This window comes from uncultured Shimia sp., from assembly GCF_947493595.1.
Taxonomy (GTDB): Bacteria; Pseudomonadota; Alphaproteobacteria; order Rhodobacterales; family Rhodobacteraceae; genus Shimia.
On record NZ_CANLRL010000005.1, the window covers coordinates 21685 to 33438 of the forward strand.

An 11754-nucleotide genomic window follows, 5' to 3' on the forward strand; every position below is an offset into this window, starting at 1 on the left:
AACTGCCACCAACAGGGGGACTACCCGAAATGAAACTGACCAAACTTTTGACAAGCGCAGCTGTCGCGCTGGGTCTGGCAACCACTGCCATGGCCGACACCACCAAAGTCGGATTTATCTACGTTGGCCCTGTGGGCGACGGCGGCTGGACCTATGAGCACAACAAAGGCCGTTTGGCCGTGGAAGAGCACTTTGGTGACAAGGTCGAAACCACCTTTGTTGAGAACGTGCCGGAAGGCGCCGACGCTGAGCGCGTGATCACCCAGATGGCGCTGCAAGGCGCAGACCTGATCTTCACCACCTCTTTTGGCTACATGGACCCAACCATCAACGTTGCCAAAAAATTCCCAAAAGTGAAGTTTGAGCACGCCACCGGCTACAAGCAGGCTGACAACGTGTCTGTTTACTCCGCACGCTTTTACGAAGGCCGCGCGGTTCAGGGTCACATTGCTGGCCACATGACCAAAACCAACAAAATTGGCTACATCGCCTCTTTCCCAATTCCAGAAGTGATCCGTGGCATCAACTCTGCGTATATCCACGCCAAGAAAGTGAACCCAGACATCGAGTTCTCCGTGATCTGGGCCTACACATGGTTTGATCCAGCCAAGGAAGCTGACGCAGCCAAAGCTCTGATCGAGCAAGGTGCCGACGTGATCCTGCAGCACACCGACTCCACCGCACCACAGGCAGCCGCGCAGGCAGCTGGCAACGTAATCACCTTTGGTCAGGCGTCTGACATGGGCGAATACGCACCATTCCCACGCGTGTCCTCCATCATTGATGACTGGGCGCCTTATTACGTGGCCCGCACCCAAGCTGTCATCGACGGCACATGGGAATCTGTGTCCACATGGGACGGCATTGGCGCAGGCATGGTTGGCATCGGTGAAATCTCCGACGCGGTTCCTGCTGACGTCAAAGCCTCCGCACTGGCTCTGAAAGAGTCCCTCGCAGACGGTTCCTACCACGCTTTCACCGGCCCGCTGAACAAGCAGGACGGCTCCGCATGGTTGGCTGAAGGTGAAACTGCTGCCGATTATGGTGACAACGGTCTGGCCGGTCTGAACTTCTATGTTGAAGGCATCACCGCCGAGATCCCGAACTAAGCTGATCGCTTTTTGATCGCTTCAAAGGCCCGCCATCGGCGGGCCTTTTCCTTTTGCCTCCCCAAATTCAACCGACAATTGACAGCCATTAGGCGGCCTCGCACAGTCCTCCCATACCTCAAAAGGATTATGTGATGACTCGTTTGACAGCCATGCTTGGCGGACTTGCCCTTACCACCTTCCTATCCACCCCCCTTCTGGCGCAGGAGATCGCCGACACCATCTATTCCGGCGGCCCGATCCTCACCATCAACGATGACGCACCACGCGCCGAAGCTGTCGCGGTAAAAGACGGCCGCATCCTTGCCGTTGGGACACGCACCGACATGCTCGCCCATCAAGGCGACAGCACCACCGTCTTTGACCTGGAGGGGCGCGCCATGCTGCCCGGCTTTGTCGACAGCCACGGCCACGCTATTATGGGCGGGCTGCAAGCGCTCTCCGCCAACCTGCTCGCGCCACCGGATGGCGAGGTGCAAGACATCGCCTCCCTGCAAGACAGCCTGCGGGCCTGGATCGCCGACAACCCAGCCGCCATCGAGGCCTCCAACCTGATTGTTGGCTTTGGCTATGACCAATCGCAACTGGCCGAGTTGCGCCACCCAACCAAAGATGACTTGGACGCGGTGTCCAAAGATGTTCCGATCATCATCGTGCATCAGTCCGGCCACTTCGGCGCTGCCAACTCCGCCGCGCTGGCCGCTGCCGACATAACCCGCGAAACACCTACACCCCCCGGTGGCGTGATCCGCCACGCCAGCGACGGCACGCCCAACGGCGTGCTCGAAGAAAACGCCTTTTTCCTTGTGCTCGGAAAATTGATGGGCGGGGTTGGCGAGGAGGGCTTCAAAGCCTTCGCCCGCGCTGGCACCCAACTCTGGGCCAGCTTTGGCTACACCACGGCACAGGAAGGCCGCGCCACACCGCAAGTGGCCGAAATTGCGCGCGCCGTGGCCGCTGCAGGAGACTTGCCTGTCGACGTCGCCGTCTATCCCGATGTGTTGGTGGACCGCGATTACATTCTTGCCAACCAATCCGACACCTATGAAAACGGTGTTCGCATCGCCGGGGCCAAACTCACCATCGACGGGTCCCCACAAGGGTTCACCGCCCTGCGCGACCGTCCTTACTTTGATCCCGTTGGTACCTATCCACCCGGCTATAAAGGCTACGCTGCCGCCAGCGAAGACCAGGTCAACGACGCCATCTCATGGGCATTTGAAAACAACATCCAGATCCTAACGCACTCCAACGGCGAAGGCGCTTCAGACATGTTGCTCGCCGCCATCAAGGCCGCCGAAGCCACACACGGCTTGGCCGATCGCCGCCCCGTGCTGATCCACGGCCAGTTCCTGCGCGAAGATCAGGTGGGGGAGATGCGCGACCTCAACGTCTTCCCGTCGCTTTTTCCAATGCACACGTTTTATTGGGGGGACTGGCACCGAGACCACACGGTTGGCCCAATCAACGGTGACAACATTTCGCCCACCGGCTGGGTACGCGAACGCGGCATGATGTTTGGCACCCATCACGACGCCCCCGTGGCCTTCCCCGACAGCATGCGGGTGTTGTCCGCCACCGTGACCCGCCGCACCCGCTCCGGCGACATCTTGGGGCCACATCACCGCGTCGACGTGATGACCGCGCTCAAAGCCATGACGCTCTGGCCTGCCTATCAGCACTTTGAAGAAGACATGAAAGGCAGCATCGAAGTGGGCAAAGTGGCAGACTTTGTGATCCTGTCCGACGACCCTACCGCCGTCGATCCGGAAACACTTGCTGACATCAAAGTACAGGTCACCATCAAACACGACAAAGAAATCTACCGTGCGCCAGACGGCCCGCAAAAGGCAAATCTGTTTGCGCCAATGGGCCACCACATTCTGGACGTGGCCCAGGCAGCCACGCGCGCGAACTAAGCGCTCCACAGTTTTACAGCCACAAAAAGGCCCGCCAATAAGGCGGGCCTTTTCTAATTTCACATGCCGGACAGCTTAGCCGGAGATCAGGCCGAGGCTTTCCAGCTTCAGGATCACCTGGTGTGCACAGTTGTCCACGTCCGCACCTTCGGTCTCCACGCTCAGCTCAGGGTTCACTGGCACATCATAGGGGTCGGAAATACCGGTGAACTCTTTGATCTTGCCTTCGCGCGCCAGCTTGTAGAGGCCTTTGCGGTCACGGCGTTCACATTCCTCAATCGAAGTTGCCACGTGAACTTCAACAAAGGCACCAAAGCCCTCGATGTCTTCACGTACCGCACGGCGGGTGGTGGCGTAAGGCGCGATAGGCGCACAGATCGCGATACCACCGTTTTTGGTGATCTCAGAGGCCACATAGCCGATCCGGCGGATGTTGAGGTCGCGGTGCTCTTTGGAGAAGCCCAGCTCGGAAGACAGGTTTTTCCGCACGATGTCGCCATCAAGCAGGGTCACAGGACGACCACCCATTTCCATCAGCTTGACCATCAGCGCGTTGGCGATGGTGGATTTGCCGGAGCCGGAGAAGCCGGTGAAGAACACGGTGAAACCTTGCTGCGCGCGTGGCGGCTTGGTTTTGCGCAGCTCTTTCACCACTTCAGGGAAGGAGAACCACTCAGGGATTTCCAGACCTTCGGCCAGACGACGGCGCAACTCGGTGCCGGAGATGTTCAGGATGGTGACGTCGTCTTTGTCCTGAATTTCGTCCATTGGCTCATACTGCGCGCGCTCCTGCACCCACACCATGTGTTTGAAGTCGACCATTTCGATGCCGATTTCTTCTTCGTGGGCACGGAACAGATCTTGCGCGTCATATGGGCCGTAAAAGTCTTCGCCGGCGGAGTTCTTGCCGGGGCCGGCGTGGTCGCGACCAACGATAAAGTGGGTGCAGCCGTGGTTTGCGCGGATCAGACCGTGCCACACCGCTTCCCGTGGGCCTGCCATGCGCATCGCCAGGTTCAGCAAAGACATGGAGGTGGTCGACTGTGGGTATTTGTCCAGAACCGCCTCATAGCAGCGCACGCGGGTGAAGTGGTCCACGTCGCCCGGCTTGGTCATGCCGACAACAGGGTGAATCAGCAGGTTGGCCTGCGCTTCTTTTGCGGCACGGAAGGTCAATTCCTGGTGCGCGCGGTGCAGCGGGTTGCGGGTTTGGAACGCAACCACTTTGCGCCAGCCCATCTTGCGGAAGTAGGCGCGCAGCTCGTTTGGTGTGTCGCGACGGGCGCGGAAGTCATAGTGTACAGGCTGTTGAATGCCGGTCACCGGACCACCGAGGTACACTTTGCCCGCTTGGTTGTGCAGGTAGTTCACGGCCGGGTGCGCATCATCGTCCGCACCAAACACTTTTTCCGCTTCCAGTGCTTTGTTTGGCACCCAATTGTCGGTCACGGTCATGGTTGCGAGGATCACGCCTTCCTGATCACGCAGCGCAATATCCTGGCCTTCCTTGAGGCCAGCCGCGAAGTCTTCGGACACATCCAGGTTGATTGGCATTGGCCACAGGGAACCATCCGCCAGACGCATGTTTTCAACAACGCCATTGTAGTCTTCTTCGGTCAGAAAGCCTTTGAGCGGGTTAAAACCACCGTTCATCAGCAGCTCAAGGTCGCAGATCTGGCGCGGGGTCAGATCCCAGCTGATCAGATCAGCGGCTTCGACTTTCAGCTTCTGGGCGCTTTCATAAGAAACGTAGAGCTCAGGAATAGGAGCCAGATTGTTTTGCATTGGATGTGTCCTGTGTTTGATAGGGACCAGGCCGCTTGCCGAGCCTGTCAGTTCCGCATGCAGCGCGTTGTATTCTGCGAGCTTGCGGGCGAGAAATTGATCTGTGAGCCGCACTTTCTCCGCTGCACCACGCGCGGTGAGCGAATAGGCAAACCTCTGTCGTTTGTCCGGGCCCGCGCGATCACTAATGGTAATCAGCCCGGCGTCTGCCGCAGCGCGCAGTTGTGCATTCAGACGCCCCAAAGAAATCCCCACCGCCGCCGCAGTGGCGCGCTGTGATGCTTCTGGCGCCTGATCTAACTGGCGCAGAAGGCGGAAGAGCACGTCTTCCTCATCTGATGTGGGTTTGGCGGTCTGAAACGACATTACAAACGACTCAAAGTGTGTTCACGCGTGAACACATAGGGTGGTTTGGCAAAATCTCAAAGCCTTATTTGGCTTTTGCATAGCAAACATGCTGCCGTTGCAATGCTGCAACGCAGCGCAGCATCACACCATCTCCGCTTGCTTGGACAGCACCGCAGGCAAGGCCGCCGCGCGCTTCAGCGCCAAGGCCTGCACCGGCTGCGCCACACCGCGCAACTCCAACACCTCAAGGCTATACGCCTCCGGATCATGCCCCGCCGCGGCCAACACAGCTTCGGACACCAGCACCTCCACGCCCAGCGCCTTGGTCTGCCCCTCCAGTCGGCTGGCCGCATTCACAGTGTCGCCAATGATGGTGCGCGGCGCCAAATTGGCCGCACCGATCTCACCCAACACCAACTCGCCCAAATGCAGCCCCATGCCAATCGCCACCGGCTGCGCATTCTCCGCCTTCAGGGTCTGATTAAACACCTGCAACGCCGAACTGATCCCTGCTGCCGCCTCAATCGCCGCCTTGGCGGAAGCCTCTTCATTGTCCAGCTCAAACACCGCCAGCAGCCCGTCGCCAAGATACTTGTCCACCGTACCTCCCACACCGGTGATCGAGGGCACAATGGCATCAAAAAACCGGTTCAATAAAAACACCACGTCATAAGGCAACTGCCCCGTGGTGCGCGCGGTGAAACTGCGCATATCCAGAAACAGGATCGCCAACCGCCGCTCTTGCCCCAGGCTCTGATGCGCCCGCGCCTGCTGCCCATCACTGCGAAACACCCGCAGCACGGTCGCCGGCTCCTTGGGCCGCAACTGACAGGCCAGCCGCGCATTGGGCGGCGCGTTCACCGCCGCCAAACTATCGGCCTCCGCCTTCTCCGGCGGATGCAATAACTCCGCGCCATCCTCGACAATCACCCGGCAAGTGGTGCAGCGCCCTCGCCCACCACACAGCGCCATATGTGGCACCCCGGCCACCCGCGACATTTCCAGCAACGTCATGCCCGGCTGCCCGGAAATCTCCGGTCCATCGACATAGCGAATGCGCACCGCCCGCCGCGCGCCAATAAACCGCCGCCCGTAATGCACCACCATCGTCACCGCAACGAGACCGACAAAAATCCCCAGCATACTGCGATTGATCTCGGCCAGCTGTGCAAAGGTCTCCGCCGTCGGAAAACCATAACTCTCCCGCAAGGCCGCGCCGCCCTCGGGGTCAAACAGCCGCATATTCTGCAACCGCCCCTGCACCAGAAACCCGGCCAGCGCAAAGGCCGGCACCAGCGTCGCCAGTGACAACATCACCGGCACCACCCGCCGCCAGCTGGGCAGCACCCGCAACCACATATGCAGACCAATACAGGCATGGATCCAGACAACCAACAACAGTGCCGCCTGCTGCCAGCCACTTGGCGAATTCCAAATCAAACCGGCGATAAATCCCATCTCCGGCTCCACCTCAAACCGGTTCTCCGCCACCCGCGTGTGCACAACATGGGTCATCAACAACAGCGGAATCAGCAGCCCCAACAGAACCTGCCCCGCCTCCGAGGCCGGCATGCGCAGCGTGCGCTTGCGCGCCAAGCGGTAGAGCGCCAACCCCATATGGGTAAGCAAAGCGCCATAGAGCACCAGCCCGCCAAGCGCGCCCTCTGTGAGCTCTTCCAAAAGCTCCTGCCCGCCATGCATCAGCTCCAGCGAAAACAGCCCAAGCCCAACATTGGTGAAATGCCACAACACATAACAAAACAGGATCAACCCCGACACAATACGCGCTTTGGTGCGCCAATTGCCTTGCCACAGCTTATTCAATTCCAATGTCCTTCACGCGGTTTGCTGCCTAAAGACTGACCACCCGCACCGCCTTGGTCAAGGCGCAGCAACCTGCGCATCCGCGCACAGCCCATCACCTACTCTTGGCCACAAATATCCCGGGGAGGAGGCACACCCTATGTGCCGGAGGGGCTGGCCCCTCTCCCAACAGACGAAAAAAGGGGCCGCCCCTGCGACCCCTTCCTCAACTCAACTGAAAATACGCTCACTCGGTTTCAGCGATAAACTTCTCAGCATCCAGCGCCGCCATACAGCCCATGCCCGCCGAGGTCACCGCCTGACGGTACACGTGATCCGTCAAATCACCCGCCGCAAACACGCCAGGAATGGAGGTCTTGGACGTGCCCGCCTCAACCTTCACATAGCCGCCATTGTGCAGCTCCAGCTGGTCTTTCACCAACTCGCTCGCAGGCGCGTGGCCAATTGCAATGAACACACCTTTCGCCGGGATCTCTTTGATCTCACCGGTTTCCACGTGTTTCACCTTCACGCCGGTCACACCCTTGGGCATGTCGTCGCCAACCACCTCTTCCAGCTGGTGGAACCACAGGGTCTCAATCTTCTCATTTTTAAACAGACGGTCCTGCAGGATCTTCTCCGCCCGAAGCTCGTCACGACGGTGGATCAAGGTCACTTTGGAGGCAAAGTTGGTCAAAAACAGCGCTTCCTCAACAGCGGTGTTGCCGCCACCGACAACCACAATCTCCTGACCGCGATAGAAGAACCCGTCACAGGTGGCACAGGCTGACACACCAAAGCCCTTAAACGCTTCTTCGCTCTCCAGCCCCAACCACTTGGCCCGCGCACCGGTCGCCAGAATAACCGCATCCGCCGTATAGAGCGTGCCGCTGTCGCCCTTGGCCTTAAACGGACGCTCGCTCAGATCAAGATCCGTGATGATATCACCGATGACCTCACAGCCCATGGCTTTGGCGTGCTCTTCCATCTTCTGCATCAGCTCAGGGCCCTGCACCTCCACAAACGACGGGTAGTTCTCCACCTCGGTGGTGGTGGTCAACTGACCACCCGGCTCAATGCCCTGCACCAGCACCGGCTCCAGCATCGCGCGGCTCGCGTAAACGCCCGCTGTGTAGCCCGCAGGTCCGGAGCCAATAATCAGAACCTTGGTGTGTTTCGTCTCGGCCATGAAAGGCACCTTTCCGCGTTGCAAAGTCTAAGTCGCTAGCCGATATAGCCCTCCACACACGTCAGGAAAAGCCCAAGACCAAAAACCAAAACGTGTGGTCCAAAAAATCAGCAGTCGGCAGAAAACCGTAAAAGGATATTGCGCTAACACGAAATATAATTGCGCACACGCCCTTTGATGCTATAACAACCGCAAAATTGACCAACGAGACGAGCTACATGCCCGGACACCGGCTAGATCCCATCGATCGTAAAATCCTCGCAGAACTTCAGGCCGACGGCCGCATGACCAATGTGGAACTCGCCAAACGAGTCGGCATCTCCGCCCCACCTTGCCTGCGCCGCGTGCGCACGCTTGAGGACGCCGGCTACATCCGCGGCTATCACGCCGATGTCGACAGCCGCGCCTTGGGCTTTGAGGTACAGGTTTTTGCCATGGTCGGCCTTGTCAGCCAGGCCGAAGCAGATCTCTCCGCGTTTGAAGAGCGCTGCCGTGACTGGCCTTTGGTGCGCGAGTGCCACATGCTCAACGGCGAGGTGGATTTTGTCCTGAAATGCGTCGCACCAGACCTCAGCACCTTCCAGACCTTCCTGACCGAAGACCTGACCTCCGCGCCCAATGTGGCCAGCGTGAAAACCTCACTGGTGATCCGCGGCGCCAAGGACACGCCTGGCGTGCCGTTTGAAGTGCTCGAAGAACGACTCAGCCGCGACGCTTAAACCACGATCAGAAATTCAAAATGAAATAGGCCCGCGTGAAGGACATACCACGCGGGCCTTTTCATATGCGGCGCCACTCTTCGCCGATATACAATGCTTCAATGGCAAATCAGTCACCTCCAATAAAGGTCCACGACATTCTCGTGCCCTGAAATTGAGCACTGCCTATCTGCCTCTCACGCAAAACAACCTTCGCACCGCAAGACCCGCCTGCGCAGGTCCAAATATTGATAGGTTCACGACGAGATCAAACCTTGCAGCAAGGCTTTGGCCATGGCCTGTTCCCGTGTGGCGGCATCCAGCTTTTGCCGCGCCGCAATAAAATGCTTGTTCACCGCCGCCTCTGAAATGCCCAACGTCTCCGCAATCCGCGCCGTCATCATACCCTCTGCCAACAGCGACAACACTTCGCGTTGGCGCACAGTCAACGCATCGGGAACCGGCGTCAGCAGATCATTGGCGCGCGATGGCACCGGCGCCGAAACCGACATCGCCAAAATGCCGGAAAACAAAGTTAGATCTATCGGACAAGCCGCAGTCATTTCTCGCAAAGTATTGCGCCCCACCAGCGACACATGGTTGCCCAAGGTGCCGGAGTTGCCAAACCGCGAACAGGCAAACACATCCATGCCCGCCGCCTTCAAACCATGGTTCAGCGCATAGGCTCTTGAGGTTTCCGCCTGGGTACGCGTCATGAGGCCGGTCTGCATAGTCACTGGACCGTTGGCTTGGAACACCCCCTCAAACAGCGGATCAATGCCGATGTAATCCTCACACAGGTATTCCTCCATCCAATCCATGCTCATGGAGGTGTTGACCCACTGAATGCCGCGATCCGCCGCATCCACCTGCGCCACCAGAATGTGGCTAAATCCCAGATTTTCGGAAATCTCCGTAGCGACCTTCCACCGCGCCACTGGCTCCACATGTGCTGCCAATTTTTGCACAACATCAATCACGTGGTTCTTCATCTCAAGCACCCGCAAACACCAAAAACACACACGCCAACTCTCACCCGCAAAGGGGCATCAGGTCAACTTTTCTCGGAGATACTAAAACCCACACCTCGCGAAAAACCCCAAAGCATTAAAATATAACGGAACCTTCCTCTTGAGCTAAAGCCCTCTTGAAGAGTTACCCTGCCGCAAACACATTTTCAGAGGCCCAAATGCACGTTCTCACCGTACTTGATCACCCCAACCCAAATTCCTTCAGCCACGCCACCGCGCAGCACTTCATGGCTGGGGCCGAGGCCGCAGGGCACAGCACCGAGCTGGCCGATCTCAACGCCGAAGGTTTCAATCCGCTCTGGACCATGGCCGACATCAACAGCGACGGGAAAACCAACGTGCCCGCTGACGTGACCCGCGAACAGGCGCGCATCGCCCGCGCCGATGCCATTTGCCTGATCTTCCCGCTGTTTTGGTGGGGCATGCCGTCCATGACCAAAGGCTGGGTCGACCGGGTCTGGAGCTGGGGTTGGGCCTATGACCAGCTCGACGATTATGAAAAGTCCCTGCAACGCAACCGCAGCGGCCTTTTGCTGATCCCGGCAGGTGCCCGCTCCGACGAAGTGGAAAACAAAGGCTACCGCGCCGCGCTCGACACTTGCTGGACACAAGGCACCTTTGGCTTCTTCGGCTTTTCGCCACGCCGCATGGAATTGCTCTATGGCTCCACCGGCTCAGAGCCTCGTCGCAAGGCACTGCTCCAACAAAGCTACGACAGCGGTTTCACCTTGCCGCCTCCCGCAGAAACCTAACTCAGGTTTGCGGCAGTCCCAGCACATCGCCCTGCGCCGCCTTACGGAAGGCGCGCGGCGATTGCCCGGACCAGCGCTTAAACGCCCGCGAAAACGCACTTTGCTCGGAAAACCCGGTTAAAAACGCAATCTCCACCAGCGAATACGGCGAGCCGCTCACCAGTTGATGCGCCAGTTTCTGGCGCGCTTCATCCACCAAGGCCTGAAAGGTTTTGCCACGTTCCGACAGGCGCCGCTGCAAGGTACGCTCCCCCACGCCCATGATCGCAGACACCTCCGACAGTTGCGGCACCCCGCCACTCAACAGCTTAGCCACCTCGGAAATCACCTGCGCCTCCAGCGGCTGCTCTTGCGCAACCACCTCTTTCATAGCCTGATCCAACTGCTGGGTCATATAGGCCCAGATCGCCACATCCCCGACCACACTGGGCTCGGCCAGCTGATCGACGCAGAAAAACATCGCATCGCTCTCCGCGCCAAACTCCGGTGTCAGGCCAAAATGCGCTACCAGCGGCCCAATTAAGCCATCCCGCGTGTGCCGAAATTGCACATGCTGCGGATAAATATCCCGCCCGGTGGCTTCCCGACATAACGTCAATGTGGTGGCAAGCGCCGCCTCATGGGACAGCGCCAGCCCAAGCCGCACCGGCTCCGGCCCCTTCATCGCCCACATATAGCGACCGCCCTGCTGCTCCGCTGTGAACTCCGACACCTGATTGTGAAGCCGAATATACTGACACACCCGCTGCAAGCCTTGCTGGATGGTTGGCGCGGTCTTGAACGCCAGCCCAAACAGACCAAATTCGTCACAGCGCATGCTGGCGCTGGTTTTCATGTGAAACTGCACATCCGGCCATTCGCTGGCCGCCACCGTTTCCATCAACTCCAGATAGTCCGCGATAGGCACCATCACCGCAGGATCCTGCGCCGTCTCCGGCGTCAGACCAACCAACTCATACAGTGGCGCCTTGTTGGGCAAAGCCACCGCATGTTCAATCTGCTTACGCGCATAAATCGCTGAAACTGCGCCCACGTCTCAAATCCGATGTCTAAAATTTTCTGTTCGCTGCCACGGATTATAGACCGTTAACAAGTTTGTGAACAGCCTTTTGGCCGTTGG

9 protein-coding genes are annotated in these 11754 nt (G+C 58.7%); 4 read left to right on the top strand and 5 right to left on the bottom strand.

Going from position 1 to position 11754, the window contains the following annotated elements; genetic code table 11:
* The first annotated feature begins 29 nt into the window (after nt 1-29).
* Nucleotides 30-1109: a BMP family ABC transporter substrate-binding protein gene (locus tag Q0955_RS13060; RefSeq protein WP_299424857.1), complete on the top strand. Its 1080-nt coding sequence runs from the start codon at nt 30-32 to the stop codon at nt 1107-1109.
* Between the two features lie 134 nt (nt 1110-1243).
* Nucleotides 1244-3028, top strand: a complete 1785-nt coding sequence (locus Q0955_RS13065) for an amidohydrolase (RefSeq protein ID WP_299424858.1) — start codon at nt 1244-1246, stop codon at nt 3026-3028.
* 75 nt (nt 3029-3103) lie between these two features.
* Here Q0955_RS13065 and Q0955_RS13070 read toward each other — a convergent pair whose 3' ends face one another.
* The 3 genes from Q0955_RS13070 to trxB all read right to left on the bottom strand — a co-directional run bounded on the left by Q0955_RS13070 (nt 3104) and on the right by trxB (nt 8153).
* Nucleotides 3104-5179, bottom strand: a complete 2076-nt coding sequence (locus Q0955_RS13070) for a bifunctional sulfate adenylyltransferase/adenylylsulfate kinase (protein ID WP_299424860.1) — start codon at nt 5177-5179, stop codon at nt 3104-3106.
* 123 nt (nt 5180-5302) lie between these two features.
* Nucleotides 5303-6985, bottom strand: a complete 1683-nt coding sequence (locus Q0955_RS13075; protein ID WP_366140684.1) for an adenylate/guanylate cyclase domain-containing protein — start codon at nt 6983-6985, stop codon at nt 5303-5305.
* Between the two features lie 226 nt (nt 6986-7211).
* Nucleotides 7212-8153, bottom strand: a complete 942-nt coding sequence (gene trxB, locus Q0955_RS13080; protein WP_299424863.1) for a thioredoxin-disulfide reductase — start codon at nt 8151-8153, stop codon at nt 7212-7214.
* A gap of 218 nt (nt 8154-8371) precedes the next feature.
* Here trxB and Q0955_RS13085 point away from each other — a divergent pair, with 218 nt between their 5' ends.
* Nucleotides 8372-8872 (top strand): Lrp/AsnC family transcriptional regulator, encoded by a 501-nt coding sequence (locus Q0955_RS13085; RefSeq protein WP_299424864.1) that lies wholly within the window; start codon nt 8372-8374, stop codon nt 8870-8872.
* Between the two features lie 236 nt (nt 8873-9108).
* On the opposite strand, the gene Q0955_RS13090 is transcribed toward Q0955_RS13085, so the two are convergent.
* Complete coding sequence (locus Q0955_RS13090) at nt 9109-9843, bottom strand: LuxR family transcriptional regulator (RefSeq protein WP_299424866.1); 735 nt, start codon at nt 9841-9843, stop codon at nt 9109-9111.
* Between the two features lie 197 nt (nt 9844-10040).
* Between Q0955_RS13090 and Q0955_RS13095 the strand changes: the two genes are divergently transcribed.
* Nucleotides 10041-10634, top strand: coding sequence for an NAD(P)H-dependent oxidoreductase (locus tag Q0955_RS13095; protein WP_299424867.1), 594 nt, complete (start codon nt 10041-10043; stop codon nt 10632-10634).
* 1 nt (nt 10635) lies between these two features.
* On the opposite strand, the gene Q0955_RS13100 is transcribed toward Q0955_RS13095, so the two are convergent.
* Nucleotides 10636-11667: an AraC family transcriptional regulator gene (locus tag Q0955_RS13100; RefSeq protein WP_299424868.1), complete on the bottom strand. Its 1032-nt coding sequence runs from the start codon at nt 11665-11667 to the stop codon at nt 10636-10638.
* Between the last annotated feature and the right edge of the window lie 87 nt (nt 11668-11754).

What these genes read in the sequence shown, in the direction of transcription:
- Q0955_RS13060 (WP_299424857.1), top strand. Translation starts at nt 30, where the DNA reads ATGAAACTGACCAAACTTTTGACAAGCGCAGCTGTCGCGCTGGGTCTG.
- Q0955_RS13065 (WP_299424858.1), top strand. Translation starts at nt 1,244, where the DNA reads ATGACTCGTTTGACAGCCATGCTTGGCGGACTTGCCCTTACCACCTTC.
- Q0955_RS13070 (WP_299424860.1), bottom strand. Translation starts at nt 5,179, where the DNA reads ATGTCGTTTCAGACCGCCAAACCCACATCAGATGAGGAAGACGTGCTC.
- trxB (WP_299424863.1), bottom strand. Translation starts at nt 8,153, where the DNA reads ATGGCCGAGACGAAACACACCAAGGTTCTGATTATTGGCTCCGGACCT.
- Q0955_RS13085 (WP_299424864.1), top strand. Translation starts at nt 8,372, where the DNA reads ATGCCCGGACACCGGCTAGATCCCATCGATCGTAAAATCCTCGCAGAA.
- Q0955_RS13090 (WP_299424866.1), bottom strand. Translation starts at nt 9,843, where the DNA reads ATGAAGAACCACGTGATTGATGTTGTGCAAAAATTGGCAGCACATGTG.
- Q0955_RS13095 (WP_299424867.1), top strand. Translation starts at nt 10,041, where the DNA reads ATGCACGTTCTCACCGTACTTGATCACCCCAACCCAAATTCCTTCAGC.